This is a genomic window from Rhodococcus sp. A14 (genome assembly GCF_011603105.1).
Taxonomy (GTDB): domain Bacteria; phylum Actinomycetota; class Actinomycetes; order Mycobacteriales; family Mycobacteriaceae; genus Rhodococcus_F; species Rhodococcus_F opacus.
On record NZ_JAAOQS010000019.1, the window covers coordinates 36,536 to 63,066 of the forward strand.

Below are 26,531 nucleotides of genomic sequence, written 5' to 3' on the forward strand. Positions count from 1 at the left end.
ACCCTTTCGGGGCTGAAGTGGGTGGGAACGGCTCAGGAGCGGCGGTAGAACGGCGACGGCGTGACCACGAACGGCTCCTTCTTGCCGCGGATGTCCACGGTGAGTTCGGTGCCGGGTTCGCGGAACGCGACGTCCACGAACGCGAGCGCGATCGGATGCCCGAGCGTCGGAGACAACGCCCCGGACGTGATGATGCCGACCGCCGACTCGCCGGCCGCGTCCAACACGGTGTACTCGGCGCGGGCCGCCCGGCGCCCGCTTCCGGCGAGGCCGACGAGCACCCGCTGCGGGGCCTGCTCCGACAACGTCTGCAGGGCATCGCGGCCGACGAACTCCTTGTTCAGCCGGACCACCTTGCCGAGCCCGGCCTCGTACGGATTCGTGCCGAGGGTCAGTTCTTGGCCGTACAGCGCCATTCCGGCCTCGAGTCGGAGGGTGTCGCGGCACGCGAGGCCGGCGGGGACGCCGCCGCGGGCCGTGGTGGCGTCGAGCAATGCGCGCCACAACGGCACGGACAGCTCGTTCGGCACGTACAGCTCGAAGCCGTCCTCCCCGGTGTACCCGGTGCGGGCGAGGAGGACGTCGATGCCGGCGACCACCGCGCGCGTGACCGCGTAGTACTTCAACTCCGCCACCGTCTCGACCTGTTTGTCGGGAACGAGGGACTGCATGACGTCCTGGGCGGCCGGTCCCTGCACCGCGATCAGCGCGGTCTCCGAGGACTGATCGTCGACGTTCGCGGAGAAGCCCCGGACGCGTGCCGCCAGTTCGCGGTGCACCGTCGGCGCGTTGGCCGCATTGGCCACCACGAGGAAATGCTCGTTGGCGAGACGGTAGACGACCAGATCGTCGATGACCCCGCCGGCCGCGTTGCACAGGAGGGAGTACTTGGCCCGGCCGACGCCGATCCTCGAGAGTTCGCCGGCCAGAGCGTAATCCAAGACAGCTCCGGATTCGGGTCCGGTGACCGCGATCTCGCCCATGTGCGAGAGGTCGAACAGTCCGGCGGTCTTGCGGACGGCGTGGTGCTCGGCGAGTTCGCTGTCGTACTTCAGCGGCATTTGCCAGCCCGCGAAGTCGGTGAAATGGGCTTCCAGCGCGCCGTGCTCGCCGAGCAGCGGGGACGCGGGCGTGGTGGTGAGGGTCATGCGAAGGCCTCCTCGGGGGTCTCGGCGATGGCCGAAGCGTCGATGTCGGTGGGGTTCTCGAAGGCCTCGGGCGCGGGGCACGAGCAGACGAGGTTGCGGTCGCCGTGGACGCCGTCGATGCGACGCACCGGGGGCCAGTACTTGGCGGCGCGAAGCGACGCGACGGGGTAGGCGGCGAGGTGGCGCGGGTAGGGCAGATTCCACTCGTCCGCGGTCACCTGTTCGGCGGTGTGCGGGGCCTGACGCAGCGGGCTGCGTTCGAGCGGCCACACACCGTCACCGATCAGGTCGATCTCGCGGCGGATCGAACTCATCGCCTCGATGAAGCGGTCGAGTTCGGCCAGATCCTCGGACTCGGTCGGTTCCACCATGAGCGTGCCGTTGACGGGGAACGACAGGGTGGGCGCGTGGAAGCCGTAGTCGATCAATCGCTTCGCGACATCCTCGGCGGTGACGCCGGTCGCCTTGGTGACCGGGCGGAGGTCGAGGATGCACTCGTGCGCCACCAGACCGGACGGCCCCGTGTACAGGACCGGGAAGTGCCGATCCAGTGACCTGGCGACGTAATTGGCGGCGAGCACCGCGGTCTCGGTGGCGCTCGTCAGCCCGTCGGGTCCCATCAGTGCGATGTACGCCCAGGTGATGGGCAGGATCCCGGCGGACCCGTAATTCGCCGCCGACACCGGAGTGCCGAGCTGATCGCCGCCCAGCGGGTTGCCGGGCAGGAACGGCGCCAGGTGCTTGCGCACCGCGACCGGCCCGACGCCGGGACCGCCGCCGCCGTGCGGGATGCAGAACGTCTTGTGCAGGTTCAGGTGTGAGACGTCGCCGCCGAACTTGCCGGGCTGCGCGAGACCGACGAGAGCGTTGAGGTTGGCGCCGTCGACGTACACCTGGCCGCCGGCCTCGTGCACCAGATCGCAGACCGTCCGCACGTCGTTCTCGTACACGCCGTGCGTGGACGGGTAGGTCAACATGATCGCGGCCACCGTGCCCTCGTGCGCCGCGATCTTCGCGCGCAGGTCGCCCAAGTCGATGTTGCCGTTCTCCGCGGTCGCGACGACTACGACCTTCATGCCCGCGAGAACCGCGGATGCGGCGTTCGTGCCATGCGCGGACTGGGGGATGAGGCAGACGTTGCGTCCGAAGTCGCCGCGGGATTCGTGATAGCCGTGGATCGCGAGCAGCCCGGCCAGCTCGCCCTGGGATCCGGCGTTGGGCTGCAACGACACCCGGTCGTAGCCGGTGATCTCGCCGAGCCACCGCTCCAGGTCGGCGACGAGCTCGAGGTAGCCGGCCGTCTGCGCGACCGGTGCGTACGGGTGGATGGACGCGAACCCGGGCCAGCTGATGGGTTCCATCTCGACAGCGGAGTTGAGTTTCATCGTGCACGATCCGAGCGGGATCATGGTGCGGTCGAGGGCGAGGTCCTTGTCGGACAGCGTGCGCAGGAAGCGGAGCATCGCGGTTTCCGAGCGGTGATCGTGGAACATGGCGTGCTGCAGGTAGTTCGACGTCCTGGCGAGTGCCGACGGCAGTTCGGGCACCGCGACGGTCGTCGGCTGCGCACCGAACACGGCGACCACCCGCCGGACGATGTCGTCGGTGGTGCACTCGTCGCAGGCGATCGCGACGTGATCGGCGTCGACGAGACGGAGGTTGATGCCGTCCCGATCGGCCGACTCCACGATCGCCCCGGCGCCCGCCGGGACCCGCACGAGAACCGTGTCGAAGAAGCTGTCGTGCACGATCGTGTGACCGGCGGCGCGCAGGGTTCCGGCGATGGTCGTCGCGTGGGCGTGCACCCGGTTCGCGATGGCGCGCAACCCTTCCGGTCCGTGGTAGGCGGCGTACATCGCGGCGACATTGGCGAGCAGTGCCTGCGCCGTGCAGATGTTGCTGGTCGCCTTGTCACGCCGGATGTGCTGTTCGCGGGTCTGCAGTGCCAGCCGGTAGGCCGTCTTCCCGTCGACGTCGACGGACACTCCGACGAGGCGGCCGGGCAGCAAGCGCTCGAGTCCGCCGCGCACGGCCATGTAGCCGGCGTGCGGTCCGCCGAAGAACAGCGGCACACCGAATCGCTGCGCCGACCCGACCGCGATGTCGGCACCCTGCTCGCCGGGCGGCGTCAGGATCGTCAGCGACAGCAGGTCCGCCGCGACCGTGGTCAGCGCGCCGCGCGCCTTCGCCGCGGCGATCATCGGAGCGAGGTCGCGCACCGCGCCGCTCGCACCGGGCGCCTGGAAGACCACCCCGAACATGTCACCGTCCGGCAGTTCCCCGGACAGTTCCGCGACCACCACCTCGATTCCCACCGCCTTCGCTCGTCCCCGGACGACGGCCAGTGTCTGCGGCAGGGAGTCCGCGTCGAGGACGACGCGGTTGGTGGCGGACTTCGACTTGTTCGCGCGCCGCATCAGCAGCACCGCCTCCATCACGGCGGTGGCCTCGTCGAGCAGCGAGGCGCCGGCCAGGGGCAGGGCGGTGAGATCCTCGATGACGGTCTGGAACGTCAGCAGCGCCTCCAGCCGGCCCTGGGAGATCTCCGGCTGGTACGGGGTGTAGGCGGTGTACCAGGCGGGGGACTCGAGCATGTTCCGTCGCAACACCGCGGGCGTGATGGTGTCGGAGTATCCGAGACCGATCATCTGGACGCGGGTCTCGTTGCGCTCCGACAGTGCCCGAAGGTCGGCGAGCACCTGCTGCTCGGACTTTGCCGCGGGCAGATTCAAGGGCTGTGAGCTGCGGATCTGGTCCGGCACCGCGCTGTCGATCAGGTTCGCGAGGGCGTCGTAACCGAGGGCGTCGAGCATCCGCCGCGACGAGGAGGCGTCAGGACCGATGTGGCGGGACGGAAAGTCGCTGTTGAGGGGCACGCCGGGGGCGGCGGTGCGGGGTTCTGCTGGCACGAGGTGACTCCGGTTTCGTTGAGTCCGGACCGCACCGGACTTCGACAAGGGGGCACCTCCCCGCTCTGTCCTGAAACCTGAGAGTTTGGGCGCACCGCAACTGCGGCGTGCTCTTCACCTTCGGTAAGTTCCGGCCATACGGCCGATTCTTTCTCCAGAGTTGCCTCTGCGCTGCGGTACTGGGGCCTGAGAGATTCCCGGGGAGGAAGTTGCTCCTACGGCGCCTCCGAAACGGAGGTTCTCCCGCTGCGCGTCAACGGCGTCTTCAGTTGTGATTGGCCAAACAGTACACAGACGCCGCGGGTTTGTCTCCTCGGACCGACGGTCTTGCCAAAAGTCCTCGTCATTTGGCATCCTCGATGCATCTTCGCTCGGACGTGACCGCACACGCCGAGAGATGAGAGCCCAGATGCCCGCAGCCGCAACGGTTGTCGATGTGTGCTCGCTCTCCCCGCTCACCCTTCCCCGGTGCCGCGCTGTCCACCGCCCGGCACGGACGTCGCATACCGACCGGTTTCGACCGGTACTAGGAGTTCCTCACATGACTGCGCCTGAGTCACCCCACGTCGCTGCGGATGGCCGCCGACTGCTCCGCCTCGAAGTCCGCAACGCTCAGACCCCGGTCGAACGCAAACCGTCGTGGATGAAGGTGCAGATGCGGACGGGCCCCGAATACCGGGACCTCGCCGCCCTCGTCGACCGTGAGAACCTGCACACCGTGTGTCAAGAAGCGGGATGTCCCAACATCTTCGAATGCTGGGAGGACCGTGAGGCGACGTTCCTCATCGGCGGAAGCCAGTGCACCCGGCGGTGCGACTTCTGCCAGATCGACACAGGCCGCCCCGCCGCACTCGATCGGGACGAACCCAGGAGGGTCGCGGAGTCGGTGCAGACCATGGGCCTGCGGTACGCCACCGTCACCGGCGTGGCCCGTGACGATCTGCCGGACGGCGGCGCCTGGCTGTACGCCGAGACGGTCCGGCAGATTCACGAACTGTGCCCGGGCACCGGCGTCGAACTGCTGATCCCCGATTTCAATGCCGACGCCGCGCAACTACGCGAGGTGTTCGACACCCGCCCGGAAGTACTCGCACACAATGTGGAGACCGTTCCCCGGATCTTCCGTCGTATCCGCCCTGCCTTCACGTACGAGCGGTCCCTCGAGGTGATCACGCGGGCTCGGGAGGACGGCCTGATCACCAAGTCGAACCTGATCCTCGGGATGGGGGAGACCACCGACGAGGTGATCCATGCCCTCCGGGACCTGCACACCGCCGGCTGCCAGTTGATCACCATCACGCAGTATCTGCGGCCGTCGGCCCGGCACCATCCGGTGGCACGTTGGGCGACGCCGGACGAGTTCGTCATGCTCGACGGGATCGCCCGCGAGATCGGCTTCCTCGGCGTCCTGTCGGGTCCGCTCGTGCGCTCCTCCTATCGGGCCGGCCGCCTCCACGCGGAGGCCGTCGCCGCGACCGCAGTTCACTGAACCCCATCCTCTTCCGTTCCAGCAAGGAGTTCCCATGTCCCACCGATCTGCAGATGTCGTCATCCTCGGCGGCGGTTCCGGCGGCTACGCGGCCGCCATCCGCTCGGCCGAACTGGGCCGTTCGGTGATCCTCGTCGAGGAGAACGAACTCGGCGGCACGTGTCTGCATCAGGGGTGCATCCCGACGAAGGCGCTGCTGCACTCCGCCGAGGTCGCGGACAGTGCCCGCACCGCCTCGCAGTTCGGTATCGACGTCACGTTCGACGGTGTCGACCTAGAGAAGGTGCTGAGCTACCAGAACACGATCGTCACCCGACTGCACAAGGGACTGCAGGGCCTCGTCGACTCGTACGGCATCACCGTCGTCAACGGCCGCGGACGGTTGGTCGGACCCAACGGAGTGGAGGTCGACGACGAGTTGATCACGGGCGGCGCCGTCGTCCTGGCAACGGGGTCGTCGCCGAAAACGCTGCCCGGCATCGGCATCGGTGGCCGGGTCGTCACCAGCGACCAGGCGCTCGTGTTGCCGTCGGTCCCGAAGAAGGCGATCATTCTCGGCGGTGGCGTCATCGGCGTCGAATTCGCCAGTGTCTGGGCGTCGTTCGGTGCGTCGGTGACGATCGTCGAGGCGACTCCACGGCTGGTGCCGAACGAGGACGAGACGATCTCCAAGTACCTCGAGCGGGCATTCCGTCGCCGCAAGATCACCGCGAAGACAGGTGTGCGGGTGACGGAGGTGACGCAGGACGAGGACGCAGTGTCGGTCACCCTCGGCTCCGGCGACGTACTCGACGCCGACGTCCTGCTGGTCGCGGTGGGGCGCGGACCCAACACCGCGTCCATGGGGTACGAGGAGACCGGAGTGATGCTCGACAAGGGCTTCGTGGTGACCAGTGATCGACTGCGCACCACGGTGCCGAACGTCTTCGCGGTCGGCGACATCGTCCCCGGGCTCCAGCTGGCCCACCGCGGGTTCCAACAGGGCATCTTCGTGGCCGAGGAAATCGCCGGGCTCCGTCCGGACGTCATCGACGAGACCGGCATCCCTCGTGTCACCTACTCCCACCCCGAGGTCGCGTCCGTCGGGTTGACCGAGACCGCGGCCCGGGAGAAGTTCGGCGAGAACGTCGAGACCGTCACCTACGACCTCGCCGGCAACGGCAAGAGCCAGATCCTGAAGACGTCGGGGGCGGTCAAACTCGTGGTGGCGCCGACCGGGGTCGTGGTCGGCGTGCACATGGTCGGCGACCGAGTCGGTGAGCTGATCGGTGAGGCGCAGCTGCTCTACAACTTCGAGGTCGACGCCGCGCAGGCGGCGAAGTTCGTGCACGCCCACCCCACCCAGGGCGAGGCGCTCGGGGAGGCGCTGATGGCAGTGGCCGGCAAACCACTCCACGTCCACGGCTGACCCCCATGTGAGTGGCAAAGTGTGCTGGCGCACGCTTTGCCACTCACATGGGGTTTTCGGTATGCGAACGCGCACTGGCGATTTCCGCCTCGTGTCGATGAAGCAGCCCCGGGCCACGGTGGTCGCGCTGCCGCTGCGGCCACGACACGCACGTCGCCACCCTCCTCACCGTCGCCGAACTGCTCGCCGGTGCGCGGGAGGCGTGGGCGGGAACGATCGTGTTCCTCTTCCAGCCGGGCGAGGAAACGGCGGCCGGGGCGAAGGCGATGGTCGAGGACGGTCTGTGGGACCGGGAACCCAAGCCGGAGATCATCTTCGGGCAGCACGTCGGGCCGATGCTGGCCGGCACCGTGCACGTCACGAGTGGCGACGCGATGGCCATGGCCGATTCGCTGAAGGTCACCGTCTACGGCCAGGGGTCGCACGGCTCCCAGCCCCAGGATTCGATCGACCCGATCATCCAGGGTGTCAACATGATCAACCGCATCCAGGCCATCGTGTCCCGCGAAGTGCACCCCCTGAAGCCGGCGGTGGTCACGGTCGCCACGTTCCACGCGGGGTTGAAGGAAAACATCATCGCGGACCGGGCCGAGTTCACGATCAACGTGCGCACCCTCGACCCCGAGGTGCGCGAGCAGGTCAACGCCGCGCTGCGCCGCATCATCTACGCCGAGGCCGCCGCATCCGGGGCGCCGAAGCCGCTGATCGAGGAGCTGTACACGTTCCCGCGCAACTACAACGATCCCGATGCCACCGCAGAACTCGTCGCCGAACTCCAGAAGGTGCTGGGCGAGAACAACGTCACGCCGTCGTCCCCGATGATGGGTTCGGAGGACTTCGGTCTGCTCGCCGAGGTGATCGGCGTGTCGTCGGTGTTCTGGATGTTCGGTGGCCACACCGCGGAGACCCTCGAGAGCGGAAAGCCTGTGCCGGTGAACCACTCACCGTTCTTCGCCCCCGTCGCGGAGCCCACCCTGTCCACCGGCGTCCAGACGGCGATGACGGCGATCCTGTCGAAGGTCGGGCTCGAGGCCCTCCGGGCCCGTGCGCCTTTCTGGTTGTTCCGGCAACCAGAAAGGCACACGGGTGGCGGAGCCGCCTCAGTGGGTAGGCAGCGGTGCGTCCGCGGTGGCGTCGCCGGTGTCCACGCCGGTCTTCTCGAATCGCAGTCTCGACACGGCGAGTCCGGCGAGGACGAAGGACGCGGCGACGAGGATGTACAGCTGGGTGGGCGACCAGTCGCGGTCGAGGAGGGCGCCCGCGACGATCGGGGACGCGATGGCGCCGACGCGGCCGATGCCGATGCCCCAGCCGACGCCGGTGGCCCGAACGGCCGGTGAGTAGACCGACGGCGTGATCGCGTACAGCCCGGCGATGCAGCCGTTGGCGAAGACGCCGATCAGGGCGCCGAGCCCGAACGCGATGACGATGGACGCGGTGGCGGGCACGAAAACGACGAGCAGTACGCCCGCGATCGCCATGTAGGCGATGAGCACACGCTTCAGCGCGAAACGTGCGGACAGCGCCCCGAGCAGGGTGGCGCCGAAGATGCCGCCGAGGTTGAGGAGCACTCCGCCGGTGACGCCCTGGTTCGCGGACATACCCGCCTCGACCAGCAGTTTCGGGGTCCAGCTGGTGACGAAGTAGAAGCCGAACATCGCCATGAAGAACGCGAACCACACCAGGAGTGTGCTGCGGCGGCGCTGCGGGGACAGCAGGACGCGCATCGCGAATCCGGCGTCGGCGGTGGCGGCGGCACGCGGTGCGGGCAGCTCGTCGAGTCGCGGCTGACCGACCCGCTGGGCGAAGGCGTTGATCCGGTCGAGGGCGTTGGCCGGTCGCCGGACGAGCAGGAAGTCGATCGATTCGGGGAGCCGGGCGTAGACGACGGGGATGATCGCCGCCGTGCACAGTCCACCGAACAGGAACACCGAACGCCAGCCGAGTGAGTTCTGCAGGACGACGGCGATGATTCCGCCGAGGGTGGCGCCGACGGCGTAACCGGTGGAATTGAGACTCACCGCGAGCCCGCGCCAGCGGTTCGACGCGTACTCACTGGCGATGACGTTGCTGCTGGCGAGGATTCCGCCGATGCCGACGCCGGTGAGGGCGCGGAGCAGGCCGAGTTGCATCGCGTTCTGGCTGACCGCCGACAGCAGCATGCCCGTCGACGCGAGTGCCAGGCACAGCAGGATCATGGCGCGGCGGCCGATGGTGTCAGCCCACGGTGCCAGGAACAGCGATCCCGCGGCCATGCCGAACAGTCCGGCGCTGAGCAACAAGCCGACGACGGAGCCGGACAGATCCCACTCCTGCGACACCGACTGTGCGGTGAACGCCATGACGAGGACGTCGAAGCCGTCGAGCACGTTGAGTAGACCGCAGATGGCGATGGCGCCCCATTGGTAGCGCGTCATCGGGCTGCTGTCGATGCGTTCGCGTAGGTCGAATTGCATGCTCGGAACCTGCTCTTCCTCGGAGGTGGGCTGTGATATGGCTCACGACTCACCTACCGTGGCGGAGAGATCACTCGTTTCCAACTTCACTTCCGAATGTTGGAATACAGAAGTGGCGGTGGGATGCGGTGCTGGGTGATCATTTCAGTGATGACAACTGGATGGGGACCGGGCGACCGGCAGTGGGCGAAAGGTCCATGGATGTGACTGGCTCGGGTTTCGGTAACTCCTGGTCGGCGGATCGATTGTTCGCCGGGCCGGGCGAGACACGGGAGCGGCTACGCCGCACCGATTGGGCGGCCACGCCGCTGGGCCCGGTCGAGACCTGGTCTGTCGAACTGCGGGCGGCAGTACGGACCGTGCTGCCCTCCGAGGTCCCGATGCTGCTCTGGTGGGGGCCTGAGCTCGTGCAGATCTTCAACGACGCGTACACCCGGGTCCTCGGTGCCAAGTACCCCGCGGCGATCGGTGAACCCGGGGCGCAGTGCTGGGCGGAGATCTGGGACGAGGTCGGACCGCTCGCCGAGCAGGTGATGTCGGGCGGCGCAGCGACCTACACGGAGAATCAGCCGCTGTACCTGCTGCGGCACGGGTACCTCGAGGAGACTTACTGGACGTTCTCCTACAGTCCGGTGCAGGACGAGGACGGGAACGTCGCCGGGATCTTCGTGGCGACGACCGATGTGACCGCGACCGTGCTCGGCGAGCGCCGACTCGAGACTCTGCGGCAACTGGGCACGGTCTCCACCGCAGGCGGCGACGATCCGCTCGTCGATGCCTGTCGTGCGGTCGTGCGGGTACTAGGCGACAACGGACAGGACGTTCCGCTGGCCGCGATCCATCTTCGCCGCGAGGTCGTCGGCGGCACGGGTGACGACGAGCCCGAGGACCTCGTGCTCGTCGGTGCCGCCGGGGTGGACGACGACGGCGAGTTCAGGCCCGCCCGGATCCCGGCGACCGACGTCACCCGCCACCGTGTCCGGGCGTCGGGCGTGGCGTTCGAGCCTGCCGGGTCGAAGGCGGTGACGGAGGTGAGGCTGTGCCCGTTGATCGTGACGGGTCACGCGGAGCCGGTAGGTGTGCTGGTGCTCGGGATCAGTCCGTATCGCGCCTTCGACGACGCGTATCGGGGCTTCGTCGAGCTGGTCACGGCGAAGGTGTCGACCCTGGTCACGGACGCCCTGGCCTACGAGTTCGAGCGGGACCGCGCCGCTGCACTGGCGGAACTCGACGCTGCGAAGACGCGGTTCTTCCAGAACGTCAGTCACGAGTTCCGTACCCCGCTGACCCTGTTGCTCGGACCCCTCGAGGCTGTGCGCGAGCAGCCCGAGGACGAGTCTCCCGCAGATCGGCGCGAAGCGATCGCGGCCGCTTATCGTGCGGCGGTCCGGCTGCAGCAGCTCGTCGACGGCCTTCTCGATCTGTCCAAGGCGGAAGCCGGCCAGCTTCTGCCACACACGGAGCCGACCGATATCGGCCAATTGACGGCCGACTGCGTGAGCATGTTCGATTCCGCCGCCGCGCAGGCGGGACTCGCGCTCCGGACCGATCTCGACGAAGCCTCCGGCCTGGTCGAGTTGGACCGCGAGATGTGGGTGAAGATCGTGCTGAATCTCGTGTCGAACGCGGTCAAGTACACCCGGTCCGGATCCGTGTCCATAGCGCTCCGCCAGGACGCCGGCCAGTTGGTGCTGAGCGTGACCGACACGGGTGTGGGGATTCCCGCCGAAGAACGGGAACGCGTATTCGACAGGTTCCATCGCGTCGAGGCCGGCGGGTCGGGCAGCGGTGGGGGCGTCGGCATCGGGCTTTCCCTGGTGTCCGATCTCGCCGCGGCGCTCGGCGGTTCCGTCGACCTCGACAGCGCCCCGGGCCGGGGCAGCACCTTCACCGTCCGCGTACCGCGGATCCCGGCACCGGACGGCGCGACCCCGCGGGCAGACGACCGGCCCATCGGCGCGGTAACGTCCTTCGGCGATGTCGAACGGCGGGAACCGTCCGTCGAGGTCGACGGTTCGAACGAACGCGGAGCGGACGGCCACCGCATCCTGCTCGTCGAAGATCACCCGGACCTGCGGGCGTACCTCACCCGATTGCTGCAGGAGCAGGGATGGGACGTCGACGCCGTCGCCGACGTGGAGTCCGCGCTGAAGCATGTCGCCGCCCGCACACCGAATCTCGTGCTCAGCGACGTCATGCTTCCCGGTCGCGACGGCATTGACTTCCTTCGCGAGCTGCGGTCGGAGCAATCGACGGCGCGGCTGCCGGTCATTCTGCTCACCGCCCGCGCGGGAACGGAGTCGACCGTCGACGGGCTGAACCAGGGAGCCGACGACTACATCGTCAAGCCCTTCCAGCCGAGCGAGCTCGTCGCGCGGGTACGTGTTCATCTCGAAATGTCCTGGCTTCGTGAAACTCTGATCACGGACAGTGAGCTCGAGTCGACACATCTGCGCACGGCACTGGATACCCGCACCACCCTCAGCCAAGCTGTCGGGCTGACCATGGCCGCGTTCCAGTGCGACGCCGACACCGCCTTCGACAGGCTCGCGTCCTATTCGCAGAATCGCAACGTCAAACTTCGGGACATCGCGGCGGAGGTCGTCGCGAACTTCACCGCAGGCACCGATCGCGAGTAGAGCCGAAGGAAAGGCCACAGTTTCCGCGAGCCGGGTTCCGGGTAGGCGTCACCGATGAACGACGATCAGCACGCCGAACCGGACCCCGACGATCCGCGGAAGCCGGATTCGCCTGCGGACCTGACGAAACCTTCCTGGTGGTACGTCATCAGGAAGACGGCGCACGAATTCACGCGCGATCAGTGCACCGACCTGGCCGCCGCACTGACGTATTACGCGGTCCTCTCGCTCTTCCCTGCGCTGCTGGCGCTGGTCTCGTTGCTGGGAGTGTTCGGTCAGGGGCAGCGCACCACCGATGCGGTCCTGCAGATGGTCGACGACCTCGGGCCGTCCTCCGCCGTGGACACGTTGCGTGACCCCATCGCGCAGTTGGTCGAGACTCCGACCGCGGGCATGGCACTGGTCCTCGGCCTGCTGGGTGCGGTGTGGTCGGCGTCCGGCTACATCGGGGCGTTCGGACGCGCCATGAACCGCATGTACGAAGTCGAGGAGGGGCGTCCCGTGTGGAAGCTCCGGCCGCTGATGCTGGCCGTCACCATCGTCGGTCTGGTCCTGGTGGCCGCCGCTGCGGCAATGCTCGCGCTGAGCGGCCCCGTCGCACGCTCGGTGGGTGACGCGATCGGATTCGGTGACACCGCCCTGACCGTCTGGAACATCGCCCGCTGGCCGTTCGTCCTCGGCGTCGTCGTGGTCGCCGTGGCCATCCTCTATTACGTCACGCCCAACGTGAAGCAACCGAAGTTCCGCTGGGTGAGCGCCGGTGCGTTCCTCGCCATCGTGACGTGGATCCTGGCGTCGGTCCTGTTCGGTCTGTACGTCGCCAACTTCGGCAGCTACAACAAGACGTACGGCTCCCTGGCCGGCGTGGTCGTGTTCCTGCTGTGGCTCTGGATCACCAATCTGGCGTTGCTCTTCGGCGCCGAACTGGATGCCGAACTCGAACGCGGACGCGAATTGCAGGCCGGCATGCCGGCCGAGGACGAACTGCAATTGCCGCCCCGCGACACGCGGGTCTCCGACAAGAACGCCGAGAAGTACGAGCAATACGTGCAGGAGGGCAGGGCCCTACGTGAGACCGAGTGCCCTCCGGGCCCGTGAGTACTTGTTAACCTCCCGCGGTTAATAAGTACTCACGGGCGGAACGCCATCGCGTCGTCCACGACCTTGCCGTGCCGCAATGTCAGAAGGTCGCGGAAGTAGTTCATCCGCAGCCGCCAGGGCGCTTCGGACCCCTGCTTCGGGAACGACTCCACCGACCGCAGGACGTAGCCGGCGGCGAAGTCGAGGAACGGCTCCTCCTCGACCGAACTGTCACGCGCCGGGGCACACTGGGCGAAGCCGTTCGCGTCCATGTGCGCGAGCAGACGGCAGACGTACTCGCACACCAGGTCGGCCTTGAGCGTCCAGGACGCGTTGGTGTACCCGATGACGAACGCGAAGTTGGGCACCCCGCTGAGCATCATTCCCTTGTACGCCATGGTGTCGGCGAGGTCGATGTCGCGGCCGTCGACGGCGAGCGTCGTTCCGCCGAACGCGAGCAGGTTCAGGCCGGTCGCGGTGACGACGACATCGGCGTGCAATTCCTCACCGGACTTCAGCGTGATACCGGTTTCGGTGAAGGTGTCGATGTGGTCGGTCACGATCGACACCTCGTCGTTCCGGATGGACCGGAACAGATCCCCGTTGGGCACGAGGCACAGTCGCTGATCCCACGGGTTGTACCGGGGCGTGAAGTGGGTGTCGATGTCGTAGCCCTTCGGCAGCCACTTCTCCTGCATCTGCCGGATGCGCCCCTTCATGAAGTCCGGATAGCGCTGGCACAGTTGGTAGATCGCCGTTGCGACCGAAGCGTTCTTCAGGCGGGTGAGGCCGTAGGCGAGTTTGGCGGGAAGGTGCCGGCGGAGCCGGTTCGCCAGCTTGTCCTTGGCCGGCATCGAGATGATGTAGGTGGGCGAGCGCTGCAACATGGTCACGTGCGCGGCCTCGGCGGCCATCGACGGCGCCAGCGTCACGGCGGTGGCCCCACTGCCGATGATGACCACCCGCTTACCCGCGTAGTCGAGGTCCTCGGGCCACTTCTGCGGGTGCACGACCTGCCCGGCGAACCGGTCGAGGCCCGGGAACTCGGGGGTGTAGCCCTCGTCGTAGCGGTAGTAGCCGCTGCAGGACATCAGGAAGTTGGCGGTGAACCGGACCGTCTCGCCGGTATCGGTGCGCTCGGCGTCGACCGTCCACTGGGCGTCCGGGGTCGACCACTCGGCACGAACGACCTTGTGCTGGAACCGGATGTTCCGGTCGATCCCGTGCTCGGCGGCGGTCGTGCGGACGTACTCGAGGATCGACGGCCCGTCGGCGATGGACTTCTCACCCGACCACGGCTTGAACCGGTAGCCGAGGGTGTACATGTCGGAGTCGGAGCGAATACCGGGGTAGCGGAACAGGTCCCAGGTGCCGCCGATCGATTCGCGGCTCTCCAGGATCGCGTAGGTCCGTCGGGGAAAGTTGTCCTGCAGGTGGTACGCGGCACCGATCCCGGACAGTCCGGCCCCGATGATCAGCACGTCGACGTGTTCGACGGGCGCCTTCGCGCCGGTGGTCTCGGCGGCGGAATCGGTGGGTGGCATGAACACTCTCTCGCTGGCGGTGACTGGCGGTGACTGGCGGTTACTTCGGGTCTACGGCGACGTCGCCGAGAGCGACATTACGTGCGCTGGTGGACCGGCCGAGCTTCGCGACCTCCTCGTCCATCAGCGGAAGGATGCGGGGGACGTGGGGCAGCAGGCTGCGATCCCCGATCGGCGACGTCACCACCGCCTTCAGCCAGCCGACGAGCTCGACCCACCGCGGCACGTAGACCCGGCGCTTCCGCCCGGCCAGGCCGTCCACGAACGCGTCGACGCACGAGTCCACCGACGTCGTCTTGCCCAGAGGTCCCGGCAGCACGGCGAGAAGTTGGTTGAACGCGGTGAGGTCGGCTTTCGCATCCTGAACGAGCGGTGTGTCGATCCACGACATGTGGGCCGAGCCCACGGTGACGCCGTGGTGCGCGACTTCGAGACGAAGGGTGTTGGCGAAATGCTCGATGCCGGCCTTGCTCGTGTTGTACGCGGCCAGCCCGGGTGCGGGCGCGAACGCGGCGAGCGACGACACCACCAGGATGTAGCCCTTGCGGTCGATCACGGACGGAAGCGCAGCTCGGACGGTGTGGAAGACGCCGAGGATGTTGATGTCGATGACCCGCTTGAACGTGGCCGGGTCGACGTGCATGACCGACCCGTAGCTGGCGATACCGGCATTCGCGAGCACGAGGTCGATGCCGCCGAACTTCGCGACACCGGCGTCGACCGCCTTCTGCACGGCGGCCAGATCGCAGACGTCGGCGGCCGCGGCGAGCGCGACGTCGTCGCCGAGTTCGGCGGCGAGGGCCTTCAGTGGCTCGGCGTCCAGATCGATCAGAACCAGTTTGACGCCCTTGCGGGCGAGGGCGCGGGACGTTTCCGCGCCGATGCCACGCGCGGCTCCGGTGACGAGTGCGACTTTGTTCCTGAGCGTGGGCATGGGATCTCCTGGCGTGTGATCTGGCACCGTTCGGTGTCAGTTTGTATCTGGAACTGTGCGGTGTCAATATGGGGGCGTGAGTTCGCCCAAGCTCGACGAAACGGGCCGCACCTACCGCGGTGCGGGTCCGCGTCAGCGTCAGGAAGAGCGCCGCGTGCGCCTCGTGGATGCGGCCGTCGAAGTGTTCGGGACCAGCGGATACCGGTCCGCGACGGTCGGCAAGATCTGCGAGACCGCCGGGCTCACCAAGCGCTACTTCTACGAGTCCTTCGACGACAGCGAGGCCCTGCTCCTGGCCGCGTACGCGAGCGTGACCGACCGCCTGCGGGGCAGCGTCCTGCGCGGTGCGGGGGAGGGCGGCACCGATCTCGACGCGCGGGTTCGCGGCGCGCTGACCGCGTTCTTCCGATCCGTCGCCGACGACCCGCGGATCCCGCGGATCGCATTCCAGGAGGTCCTCGGCGTCGGGCCGGAGGTCGACAATGCCTACCGCCGCGTCACCGTGTCGTTCGTGGACGCCGTTCTCGTCGTTATCGACCCTGCCGTCGACCGAACGGCATTTCCCGACTTCCACCTGCGCACCCTCGCAACCGGCCTGGTGGGAGCCGTGCTGATGATCGCCCAGCAATGGGTGCTGTCGGAGAACCCGCAGCCGATCGAGTCCGTCATCGGCAGCGCGCACACCATTCTCTCGGCCGTCCTGGGGCAGCTCGGCCCCCAGACCACGTGAGTGGCGCGGCGTCCGGGCGCACGCTTTGCCACTCACATGCGCTGACCTGGGATTGCATGCGCCGGAGGCAATCCGGGCAAACCTCTGACGCCATCACATATATGTTGTTAAATACCTGACATGCCCGGTGCTGTGCACTGCCAATCGCCATCGGTCCACAACACGACGATCCGCGCGGTGCTCGTCGCGCTGCTCGGGATGGTCGCGCTCGCGGTACCGACGCCGATCGTCGCGCACGCCGCCGGCTACGAGGGCCTGATCGATATCACGCCGGCGAACGCGGCAGCGGAGTCGATCGGCGGACTCGACCCCCGGCTGCCCACTGATTCCGTAGCCCTCGGCGCCGCGCTGGCGGCCGCCCGCTCCGACGGTGTCGCTCCGACGCGGTATTCCGCTCTTCTGCAACAGTATTGGCTCGCTCGTGGATCGGAGGCGTCCGGCATCGACCTGGCCGCGTGGGATCCGAACGCGGGGCTGATCGCCAACGCTGCGGTGGTCGACCGGGTCTACGAGAACTACGGCCGCTACCAACTCCAACGCACCGAGCTCTACTGGTCCGGGATGGCCGGGCTGGCGGGAGGTTCGTTCGCCGCCGGCTTCTGGGACCTCGACCTCGGCCGGACCGTGCTCGGAGTCGACGCCGTCCACACGCTCGGCAACGCTGTCGCGTCCACGGTCCGTGGGTTGCCCGGCGAGGCGATGACGCTCCTGCCCGCGGACCCGAGAACGCTCGCCGCCGTCGGCCCGGCGATGACCGCCGACGACCTGGACTGGTACCAGAAGCGCCTGCTGATGATGCAGAAGCACATCTACTTCGACATGGTGCCCATGCACGAGGCGTATGTGACCGAAGGCAGGGCGGCTGTCGAGGAGATGGCCGCCGCCGGACTGCTCGACGAGAATGCCGAGATCGCCTGGAACGGCATCTTCGCCGGCACCCCGTCCGGATACGCGGACGCCCTGTTCCGGATGGCGTCGCGTGAACAGAATCAGATCATCGCCGATCAGTGGGACGTCACCGCGGCAGCCCGCGACGGCGTCGGCCGCGCGCTCACCTACGCCACCACCCTCGCGGCGCAACCCTCGGTCCCCGGCTCACGCGCACCGGGAAAGGTCGCGCCGATGTCGGTCAACGGCGACGTCAACGGCTCGGCCTACCGTTTCCGCACGCCCCTGCCCGGCTTCAACTGGGCCGATCGCGAACCGCGCTGGCAGTACATCGTCAGTGACATCGCCTCGTCCTACCAGCGGCTCGCCGAGGGCCGTCCGGGAGAGTTGCGGGCTCTGCTCGCCATCCCGTTCCGCGACTTCGTCGAGAGCCAGCGGGTGCTGCGGCGGGTGCCCGACCTCGCCCGCGACTTGAGCACCGGCTGGGAGTTGTCCCCGGCGCATCCGTAGCGGTAGCCGTGTCCGGGGCACGAGGCAGGGTTTCCAATGGATGGATGTGACGTTGTGCACGCGCAGGCGTGATTGGCACGTTGTGTCACACCACGCCAGGCCCGATCGCAGGAGAGTCGATGAACGTATCCGCCGTCACGCACGACAGCCCGACGACCGCGACACCCACCGAGGTCGCGAAGACGCCGAAGAAGGCGGCGCTCGCGTCGTTCCTCGGAAGTGCGCTCGAGTACTACGACTTCTTCATCTACGGATCCGCCGCCGCCCTCGTCTTCGGGCACACGTTCTTCCCGGCCGGCAACGACGCGATCGGCACGGTCGCCGCGCTCGCAACGTTCGGAGTCGGCTACGTGGCCCGGCCCGTCGGCGGAATCGTGCTGGGTCACTTCGGAGACAAGCTGGGCCGCAAGAAGATTCTGCTGCTGACGCTGCTCATCATGGGTCTGTCCAGTTTGGCGATCGGGTTCCTGCCCACGTACGAGCAGATCGGCATCGCCGCCCCGATTCTCCTCGTGCTGTGCCGCCTCGCGCAGGGATTCTCCGCGGGCGGTGAGGCCGCCGGAGCCAGCACTCTCACGCTCGAGCACTCACCGGAGGGGCGGCGGGCGTTCTTCACCAGCTTCACCATGACGGGATATGCCGCGGGGATGGTCCTCGCGACCCTCGTGTTCATCCCCGTCGCCGCGCTGCCGAAAGACCAACTCGACAGCTGGGGTTGGCGAATCCCGTTCTGGTGCAGCGCCGTGATGCTCGTGGTCGCCTACTTCGTGCGCACCAAGCTCGACGAGACCCCGGTGTTCGAGAAGTCGCGTGAGCATGCGGAAGTGCAGAAGCTGCCCGTCGTCACCGTCGTGACCACCCAGTGGCGGGACGTGCTGCGGATCGCGCTGTGCTCGCTGTTCGCGGTCGGGCAGACGGTGTTCACGGTCTTCGGGCTCGCCTACGCCACCGGACCCGACGTCGGCATCGACCGCACCACGATGCTGTGGGCGTCGTCGGTGTCGATCGCGGGCTCCATCGTCGCGATCCCGCTGCTCGCCAAGCTGTCGGACCGCGTCGGACGCCGCCCCGTCTGGATCACCGGTGCCCTCGGGTGCGCCGTGACGATCTTCGGGTACTTCTGGGCCATCTCGGTCGGCTCCATTCCGCTGATCTTCGTCGCCGCACTGCTCACGATGACGCTGTTCTACTCGATGGTGAACGGCCTGTGGCCCAGCTTCTTCACCGAGATGTTCGCGGCGCCCGTGCGCTACTCCGGTTTCGCGGTCGGTACGCAGATCGGCTTCCTCATCGCCGGCTTCGCCCCGGCGATCGGCTGGGCACTACTGGGCATCGGGGTGAACGCGTGGGTCCCCGTCGCGGTGTTCACTGCCCTCTGCATGCTGGTCTCGTCCGTCGCCGCCTTCACCGCCCGCGAGACGTACCGGGTGCCGCTGGCCGAACTCGGGCGTCCGTCGACCCCGCAGGAGTAGCCGGAGGACAATAGGGCGATGTCACGGACACCGACAGGCGAATCGGTCACTGCCCGCGTCGTGAGGGTCTTGTCCTCCTTCGACGCGGACACACCGTCCCTGTCGGTGTCCGACATCGCGCGTCGGTCCGACCTCCCCGTAGCGACGGCGCACCGCATCGTGGGGGAACTCGTGAAGTACCGACTCCTCGAACGCAATGACACCCGCATCAGCATCGGCGTGCGGATGTGGGAACTGGGGTCCCGCGGCTCGCATACCCTGAGCCTGCGCGAAGCCGCGATGCCGTTCATGGAAGACGTGAACGCGGCGATCAAGCAACACACCCAGCTGGGCATCCTCGACGGCAACGAGGTGCTGTTCGTCGAACGGCTCTCCACGCGCGGGTCCGTCGTCAACGTCACCAAGATCGCCGGGCGTCTGCCGGTGCATGCCTGCTCGTCCGGTCTGGTTCTGATGGCGAACGCCTCCCGCGACGTGCAGGACGAACTGCTGTCGCAGCCGCTCGAACGCTACACCGACGCCACGGTCACCGATCCCGAGCAGATGCGACGTCTTCTCGCCGAGGTCCGGCACCAGCACTTCGCGGTGGCTGCAGGTCTCATCACACCCGGAGCGACGGGAGTCGCTGTGCCCGTGCGGGACACCGACGGCGGGAGGGTGATCGCCGCCCTGTCCGTCGTCATACCGCACGATCAGGCCAACCCGCAGTCGGTGGTCGCGGCGCTGACGACGGCGTCGCGCGGCATCACCCGGGCGATGACGCGCGGATCGCGGCACTGACAGAAACCCTTTCCATCCATTGGAGTCGCACTGTGACTCGGGTCTCGGGTCGGTCAGAGTGGTTGTCACGAACACACTGCCACCGATCACGCATCGCGATCCGAAAGTCACTGCACACCAGCGCTTTCGCCGATTCCTGATCGAGTGCCGACTCTCCAGGGAAGGTCCAAGCATGAGCTCGAAAACTGTTAAATGCGACCTGTTGGTCATCGGATCCGGGGCCGCAGGCATGGCCGCAGCACTCAAGGCGGCGAGCGAAGGGCACAGCGTCATCGTCGCAGAGAAGTCGCAGTGGCTCGGCGGCACCACCGCGATCTCGGGCGGCTGGGCATGGGTGCCGGGCAACAAGCAGGGCGTCGCGCAGGGTGACACCCGTCGGGAGATCGAAACCTACATCCGCGCACTCGCCAAGGACTGCTACAAGGCCGAGATGGTCGACACGTTCCTCGACGAGGTGCCCGAGGCCATCGACTGGCTCGAGCGTGACACCGACGTCGAATTCGTCTATCCGGAAATGGCTCCCGACTACCAGATGGACGCGCCGGGCGCGAAGCCATCGGGACGCGCGATCTCGGGCAAGGTGGTCGACGCGCGCACCCTCGGTGAGAATCGGTTGCGGTTGCGCCCCTACCTCGACACCTACACCGTCTTCGGTTACATGCCCGAGGTCGGACCCGACATCGCCCAGTTCCTCCACGCCAATCAGTCGTGGAAATCGTTTGCCTACGTGTCGAAGAAGCTCCTCGAGACGTGGGTCGAGACGGTGCTCTGCCGCCGATCGTTCGACCGGACCAACGGCAATTCGCTGATGGTGCGGATGGTATCGTCCGCCGCGAAGCTCGGCATCCGGATGTGGACCGAGACGCCCGTGACGAAGATTCTGCAGTCGGAGAACGGCGTCGTCACCGGGGCGGTACTCGGGGGAGTGCACGCGGGAACCGTGGAGGCGCGACTCGGCGTCGTCATCGCGGCCGGCGGTTACTCCTCGGATCCGGCGCTGCGAGCCGAGTACTGGGGTCATGACCCGCACGGCGACAACCACTTCACTCCCACGGTCGGACACGACGGCGACAACGTGCGCCTGGCCGCGCCGCTCGGCGGGCACGTCGACACCGACGTCCACGAGCCCGCCGCGTGGGCTCCCGTGACGGTGTTCACAGGCTTGCGCGGGCAACAGCGGATCTTCCCGCACCTGCGGGCATTCGGGCTCCCCGGGCTGATCGCCGTGAACCGCAAGGGCGAACGTTTTGCCAACGAGTCGAGCTCCTACCACGACTTCGGCATGGCGATGATTCAGGAGAACGCCGGCCAGGACGAGACGTTCGGCTACATCATCGCCGACGCGAAAGCCATGAAGAAGTACGGCATCGGCTACGCGAAGCCCTGGCCGATCCCGCAGGGCTATTTCAAGAAGACCGGTTTCCTCCACAAGGCCGACACGGTCGAGGAACTCGCCCGCGAGATCGGTGTCGACATCGCCGGGCTGAAGAAGACCCTGACCGAGTTCAACACGGGAGCCGCGAAGGGAGAGGACCCGAAGTTCAATCGCGGATCCAACTGGTTCCACCACTTCAAGGGCGACATGGAACACCAGCCCAACCCGAACCTCGAGCCGCTCGACAAGGGACCGTACTACGCCGCGAAGATCGAGATGGGTGACCTCGGAGCCTATTCCGGCCTGGCCGTCGACCGGCACAGCCAGGTCCTCGACGACGACAACCAGCCGATCCCCGGCCTGTTCGCCGCCGGCTCCGCGGCCGTCAGCATCTTCGGTGGCGGCTACCCCGGTTACGGCGCCAACATCGGGCCCGCCCTCGTCTTCGGATACACGATCGGCAGGGACGCCGAGATCCTCGCGTCGCTGCGCACCGAATCCGTCGAGCCGACCGTCCTGGAAGAGGTCTGACGTGCCGTTCTTCCTCGTCCGCTACGTATACACCGGCGACACGGCCGGCCGGGACGAGCACCGTCCCGAACACAAGAGCCACCTGCAGGCTGCCGCCGATCGCGGGCTGATCCTCGGGTCCGGACCGTTCGCGGCAGGAGAAGACTCCGGCGCGGCGATGATCTACGAGGCCGCGGGCAAGCAGGTCGTCGTCGACGTCGTCGAGGGCGACCCGTTCCGCACGCACGGATTCGTCGCGTCGTACGACATCACCGAGTGGATTCCGATGATCGGCCCGTGGGCCGTCGCAGCAGCGGGAGGTCGGTCATGACGGGTCGAGTGGCAGGGAAGGTCGCCGTCGTCACGGGGGCGAACGGTGATCTGGGTGGCGCGACCGCGCGGATGCTCGCACGAGAGGGGGCGTTTGTTGCGGCCCTCGACCTCAAAGTGCCGGATGCGCCGTGGGATTCGGCGACGATCACGTCGTTCGCGGTCGACGTCACCGACGAGGCCAGCGTCGCCGAGGCCGTTGCTGCAGTGGTGGATACCGTGGGTGTTCCCGACGTCCTGGTCAACTGCGCCGGCATCATCGGCAGGCCCGCGCCGTCGCACGAGGCGTCGGTCGCCGAGTTCGACCAGATCTTCGACGTCAACGTCAAGGGTGTCTGGTTGACCACCAAGTACGTCGTGCCCCACATGATCGGTCGGAAGAAGGGCAGCATCGTGAACTTCTCGTCGATCCACGGGTTGACGGGAGGCTCCAACGTCCCGCTGTACCACGCGTCGAAAGGTGCTGTGCGACTGCTCAGCAAGGCGGACGCCGTCACCTACGGGCCGCACGGAATTCGCGTCAACTCGATCCACCCCGGGTCCATGCGGACGGCGATGAGTCAGCGGTCGGCCGTGGGCAGCGCGATCGGCCCAGAGGAGTACTACCGCCAGCTCGTCTCGGGCAACCCCCTCCCGCGGCAGGGGGAACCCGACGAGATCGCGTACGGGGTGCTCTACCTCGCCTCGGACGAGTCCGGCTTCACCACCGGCACTGAACTCGTCGTCGACGGTGGGTACACGGCGCACTGATCTTTCGTGTCGCCCAATGTCGCATTGGTTCAGTCCGACTGCACCGGTGTGACATTGGGCGAGGCCGTCAGCCGAAGTGCCGCACCAGACGGTGATGCCGGTGCGCGAAGAACGCGCCCAGGACGCGGGCGAGCACCGGCGTCAGCGGCACCAGCGGCAGCCTCGGCTCGAACGTGATCCGGTCGTGGACGCCGGTGCTCCCGTCGTCGAAGGGCCGCAGCGTGCGTTCGTGCTCCCACCGGCGCATGCTGAGCATTGTCGACTTCTCGTGGAACCGCCGACACGGTTCGAGTTCGGCGATGGTCAGATCGTCGTATTCGAACGGGACGAGCCCGAACAGCCGCAGCCACGCTCGCCCGAGCGGTTCGCCGATCGGGACCGAGTCGATGGTGATCGACTCCCGGCCCCGCGGGATGCTCATCGTCATCCACGGACGCATTTCGTCGTTGATCCCCTCCGGGTCGACGACCCTCGCCCACACCTGCCCGATCGGTGCGCCGACGACGGAGCTGCGTTCGATGATCACCGTTCCATCTTCGTTCGATCACCTGAGGGCGCGCAACGGCTTCCTTTCCGTCTGCCGTCATCCGGACGACGCTAGGGGAACGAGGATTGTCAGCTGGGAAACTTCTTCGTTCAGCGCCGTGTTGTTCGCCTCCGGGAATGATCTGCGATCGCGTGGGTGGAGTCGACGAAAGAACATCGACACGTGATCACCGTTCGGCGCCTCGTGTGCCGATCGACGTCGGGTCGGGAAGCTAGCGTAGCTGCGGGCGAGCCGTGCCGCGGCGGGACGGCCTATGACCCCATCCTCGTCTACGTGTAGCGGCCCCAGGCGCGTTCGACTCTGTGCGATCGTAAGTAGTGCCCCCACGCGCTTGCTTCGCCCATGGTGGTGTCGACATCGTCGACGCACCGAGGAGCAGGGCACGTGAGCAGTTCAACGATCGAGGCCGTGACCGACCGCGAACTGGAAGATCGGTTCCATCCGATCTTCGACCGGATCGCCGAGGGCGCGCTGGGCCGGGAACGGGATCGCCGGCTGCCTTTCGACGAGGTGGGTCTGCTTCGCGACGCCCGGTTCGGTGCCCTGCGCGTCCCGGTCGAGTTCGGTGGGTTCGGCGCGTCGGTCCGACAGCTGTTCGGTCTGCTGATCGATCTGGCCGCCGCGGAATCCAATCTGCCCCAGGCGCTTCGGGTGCACTGGAGCTTCGTCGAGGACCAGCGTCTCGCCGCCCCGACGGTCAACCGCGAGCGGTGGCTGCGCGCGGCGGCGGAGGGGACACTGATCGGCAACGCCATCACCGAACCCGGGGTGGGAGCCGCCGACCGGTACCAGACGACGCTGCGCCGCGGCGACGACGGCACCTGGGTTCTGGACGGCGTGAAGTACTACAGGACGGGCAGTCTCTACGCCGATCACATCCTCGTCGCGGCCGACCGCGACGGCGAGCGGGTGTCGGTGCTGGTGGACGCCGACGCTCCGGGCGTAGCCCAGACCGACGACTGGGACGGTTTCGGACAGCGGCTCACTGCAAGCGGCACGACCACGTTCTCGGGTGTCGTGGTGCCCGAGGACCGGATCCTCGGGCCCGGATACGGCGCGCCCGGCCGCACCTATGCGACGTCCTACCTGCAACTCGTGCAATTGGCCGTCCTCGCCGGGATCGCCCGCCGTGCGGAAACGGACACGGCGGAATGGGTTCGTGCCCGTACCCGCACGTTCACCCACGCCGCCGCCGACCTGCCCCGGCACGACCCGCTCGTGCAGCAGGTGATCGGCAAGCTGTCCGCCGCCGCATACGGCGCCCGCGCGACCGTGCTCGCCGTCGCCGACGAACTCGACCGCCTGCTCGACGCCGGTGGTGAGGACCCTGAACTTCTGGACCGTGCCGAGGCCGCCGCGGCCCGCGCACAGTCCGTGGTGATCGGCCTCGTCCTCGACGCGACCGCGCAGGTGTTCGAGGTGGGGGGCGCGTCGATCACCTCGTCGGAACTCGGCCTCGACCGGCACTGGCGCAACGCACGCACGATTTCGGCCCACAACCCTCTGATCTACAAGCAGCAGTCGGTGGGGGCGTACGTTCTGAACGGTGATCCGCTGCCGTACGCCTGGAGCGCCGGGCAGCGGCAGAGCGTGCGCGACGCGGACGCGCCGGCATGACCCGGCAGATCCGCTTCAACGCCTTCGACATGAATTGCGTCGCCCACCAGTCGCCGGGGCTGTGGCGGCACCCGGACGACCAGTCGCACCGCTAACCGACCTCGGCTACTGGACCGACCTCGCCCGGCTCCTCGAACGCGGGCTGTTCGACGGACTGTTCATCGCCGACGTGCTCGGCACCTACGACGTCTACGGCGGAACCGACGAGGCCGCGCTGCGGCAGGGCGCCCAGATCCCGGTCGCGGACCCGTTGCTGCTCGTCTCGGCCATGGCAGCGGTCACCGAACACCTCGGGTTCGGCATCACCACGGGGACGGGATTCGAGCACCCGTATCCGTTCGCGCGCCGACTCTCCACCCTCGACCACCTCACCGGGGGACGGATCGGGTGGAACGTCGTGACGGGGTACCTGCCGTCCGCGGCCCGGAACTTCGGTGACGCCGACCAACTCGACCACGACACCCGGTACGACCACGCCGACGAGTACCTCGAGGTGCTCTACAAGCTGTGGGAAGGTTCGTGGGAGGACGACGCCGTCGTCCGCGACACCGAGCGCGGCGTGTACGTCGATCCGGAGAAGGTGCACCACATCGGCCACCGCGGAACGCATTTCACGGTCCCGGGCATCCACCTGTCGGAACCGTCGCCGCAGCGGTCGCCGGTGATCTACCAGGCGGGGGCGTCGCCGCGCGGTGTCCGGTTCGCCGCCGAGAACGCCGAGGCGATCTTCGTGGGGCCGCCGTCGAAGCGGGTGCTGAAGGACACCGTCGCACGGATCCGCCAGGCCCTCGTCGACGCCGGCCGCGACCCCTATTCGGCGCGGATCTACGCGCTGTCCACCGTCATCACGGGCAGCACCGACGAGGCCGCGGCCGCGAAGCAGGAGGAGTACCGGCGATACGCGGACCTCGAGGGCGCACTGGTCTTCACGTCCGGCTGGATGGGGATCGACCTGTCGCGGTACGACCTCGACGACCCGATCGGAAACGTCGAGAGCAACGCCATCCAGTCGGCCGTCGCCGCATTCCAGGAGGCCGCGGACGACGGTCGCGAGTGGACCGTGCGCGATATCGCGGAGTGGGCGAGCATCGGCGGTCTCGGGCCGCGGTTCGTCGGCTCCGGCGAGACCGTCGCAACGCAGTTGCAGGAGTGGGTGGCCGACACCGACGTCGACGGGTTCAACCTGGCGTACGCGATCACGCCGGGTTCGTTCGAGGACGTCGTCACCCACGTCGTGCCGGCGCTGCAGGCCCGGGGTGCCTACCCGACGGGCTACACCGACGGGACCCTGCGCCACAAGCTGTTCGACAAGGGCGACCGGCTTCCCGCCGACCACCGGGGCGCGCGGTACCGCCTCGGCGGCGACCTCTCGACGCGGACCGACCGCTACCGCGCGTACACGAACACCTGAACGA

At 67.7% G+C, this 26,531-nt stretch carries 18 protein-coding genes, 2 pseudogenes and 1 riboswitch; of the genes and pseudogenes, 14 read left to right on the plus strand and 6 right to left on the minus strand.

Features of this window, described 5'->3' with window-relative positions; genetic code table 11:
* Positions 1-32 precede the first annotated feature (32 nt).
* Complete coding sequence (gcvT, locus tag G9373_RS13055) at positions 33-1,148, minus strand: glycine cleavage system aminomethyltransferase GcvT (RefSeq protein ID WP_167115402.1); 1,116 nt, start codon at positions 1,146-1,148, stop codon at positions 33-35.
* The gene (gcvP, locus tag G9373_RS13060) at positions 1,145-4,057 is read right to left on the minus strand and encodes an aminomethyl-transferring glycine dehydrogenase (RefSeq protein WP_167115405.1); all 2,913 of its coding nucleotides are present in this window, start codon (positions 4,055-4,057) and stop codon (positions 1,145-1,147) included. Before gcvP ends, gcvT begins: the two co-directional genes overlap by 4 nt.
* A gap of 164 nt (positions 4,058-4,221) precedes the next feature.
* A riboswitch (glycine riboswitch) is annotated at positions 4,222-4,313 on the minus strand.
* Positions 4,314-4,598: 285 nt separating this feature from the next.
* Here gcvP and lipA point away from each other — a divergent pair.
* The 3 genes and pseudogenes from lipA to G9373_RS13075 all read left to right on the plus strand — a co-directional run.
* Positions 4,599-5,546 carry a lipoyl synthase gene (gene lipA, locus G9373_RS13065; RefSeq protein ID WP_167115407.1) on the plus strand — a complete coding sequence of 316 codons (948 nt, stop codon included), beginning with the start codon at positions 4,599-4,601 and terminating at the stop codon, positions 5,544-5,546.
* Positions 5,547-5,580: 34 nt separating this feature from the next.
* Positions 5,581-6,954 carry a dihydrolipoyl dehydrogenase gene (gene lpdA / locus G9373_RS13070; RefSeq protein WP_167115409.1) on the plus strand — a complete coding sequence of 458 codons (1,374 nt, stop codon included), beginning with the start codon at positions 5,581-5,583 and terminating at the stop codon, positions 6,952-6,954.
* A gap of 146 nt (positions 6,955-7,100) precedes the next feature.
* Positions 7,101-7,835: pseudogene (locus G9373_RS13075) on the plus strand (amidohydrolase); the annotation flags it as partial.
* 219 nt (positions 7,836-8,054) lie between these two features.
* Here the strand turns inward: G9373_RS13075 and G9373_RS13080 are convergent.
* Positions 8,055-9,410 (minus strand): MFS transporter, encoded by a 1,356-nt coding sequence (locus G9373_RS13080; protein WP_005574522.1) that lies wholly within the window; start codon positions 9,408-9,410, stop codon positions 8,055-8,057.
* 197 nt (positions 9,411-9,607) lie between these two features.
* Between G9373_RS13080 and G9373_RS13085 the strand changes: the two genes are divergently transcribed.
* Positions 9,608-12,049 (plus strand): response regulator, encoded by a 2,442-nt coding sequence (locus G9373_RS13085; protein ID WP_167115412.1) that lies wholly within the window; start codon positions 9,608-9,610, stop codon positions 12,047-12,049.
* Positions 12,050-12,103: 54 nt separating this feature from the next.
* Positions 12,104-13,147, plus strand: a complete 1,044-nt coding sequence (locus tag G9373_RS13090; protein WP_133985356.1) for a YihY/virulence factor BrkB family protein — start codon at positions 12,104-12,106, stop codon at positions 13,145-13,147.
* A 32-nt stretch (positions 13,148-13,179) separates the two neighbouring features.
* On the opposite strand, the gene G9373_RS13095 is transcribed toward G9373_RS13090, so the two are convergent.
* Together G9373_RS13095 and G9373_RS13100 are read right to left on the minus strand one after the other, a co-directional pair.
* Complete coding sequence (locus G9373_RS13095) at positions 13,180-14,673, minus strand: NAD(P)/FAD-dependent oxidoreductase (RefSeq protein WP_064080357.1); 1,494 nt, start codon at positions 14,671-14,673, stop codon at positions 13,180-13,182.
* A 40-nt stretch (positions 14,674-14,713) separates the two neighbouring features.
* Positions 14,714-15,607: an SDR family oxidoreductase gene (locus G9373_RS13100; RefSeq protein WP_005575361.1), complete on the minus strand. Its 894-nt coding sequence runs from the start codon at positions 15,605-15,607 to the stop codon at positions 14,714-14,716.
* A gap of 76 nt (positions 15,608-15,683) precedes the next feature.
* On the opposite strand from G9373_RS13100, the gene G9373_RS13105 reads away from it, so the two are divergent.
* From G9373_RS13105 to G9373_RS13135, 7 genes are all read left to right on the plus strand, one after another.
* Entirely contained in the window at positions 15,684-16,337 is a 654-nt protein-coding gene (locus G9373_RS13105; RefSeq protein WP_005575360.1) for a TetR/AcrR family transcriptional regulator, read from the plus strand.
* A 120-nt stretch (positions 16,338-16,457) separates the two neighbouring features.
* On the plus strand, positions 16,458-17,735 hold the full coding sequence (locus tag G9373_RS13110) for a hypothetical protein (RefSeq protein ID WP_043794390.1): 1,278 nt from the start codon (positions 16,458-16,460) through the stop codon (positions 17,733-17,735).
* A 119-nt stretch (positions 17,736-17,854) separates the two neighbouring features.
* Entirely contained in the window at positions 17,855-19,207 is a 1,353-nt protein-coding gene (locus G9373_RS13115) for an MFS transporter (RefSeq protein WP_167115415.1), read from the plus strand.
* Between the two features lie 18 nt (positions 19,208-19,225).
* Positions 19,226-19,987: an IclR family transcriptional regulator gene (locus tag G9373_RS13120; protein ID WP_005575358.1), complete on the plus strand. Its 762-nt coding sequence runs from the start codon at positions 19,226-19,228 to the stop codon at positions 19,985-19,987.
* 172 nt (positions 19,988-20,159) lie between these two features.
* Entirely contained in the window at positions 20,160-21,893 is a 1,734-nt protein-coding gene (locus G9373_RS13125) for an FAD-dependent oxidoreductase (protein ID WP_064080352.1), read from the plus strand.
* A 1-nt stretch (position 21,894) separates the two neighbouring features.
* On the plus strand, positions 21,895-22,203 hold the full coding sequence (locus G9373_RS13130; RefSeq protein ID WP_005563107.1) for a YciI family protein: 309 nt from the start codon (positions 21,895-21,897) through the stop codon (positions 22,201-22,203).
* A complete protein-coding gene (locus G9373_RS13135; RefSeq protein WP_005563106.1) occupies positions 22,200-22,952 on the plus strand; it encodes an SDR family oxidoreductase in 753 nt (250 codons plus the stop codon). Before G9373_RS13130 ends, G9373_RS13135 begins: the two co-directional genes overlap by 4 nt.
* A 67-nt stretch (positions 22,953-23,019) precedes the next feature.
* On the opposite strand, the gene G9373_RS13140 is transcribed toward G9373_RS13135, so the two are convergent.
* Positions 23,020-23,478: a hypothetical protein gene (locus G9373_RS13140; RefSeq protein ID WP_005563105.1), complete on the minus strand. Its 459-nt coding sequence runs from the start codon at positions 23,476-23,478 to the stop codon at positions 23,020-23,022.
* A 405-nt stretch (positions 23,479-23,883) separates the two neighbouring features.
* On the opposite strand from G9373_RS13140, the gene G9373_RS13145 reads away from it, so the two are divergent.
* Positions 23,884-25,116, plus strand: a complete 1,233-nt coding sequence (locus tag G9373_RS13145; RefSeq protein ID WP_167115418.1) for an acyl-CoA dehydrogenase family protein — start codon at positions 23,884-23,886, stop codon at positions 25,114-25,116.
* Positions 25,113-26,527, plus strand: a pseudogene (locus G9373_RS13150) (LLM class flavin-dependent oxidoreductase). The gene G9373_RS13145 and the pseudogene G9373_RS13150 overlap by 4 nt, the downstream one beginning before the upstream one ends.
* The last annotated feature ends 4 nt before the right edge of the window (positions 26,528-26,531 follow it).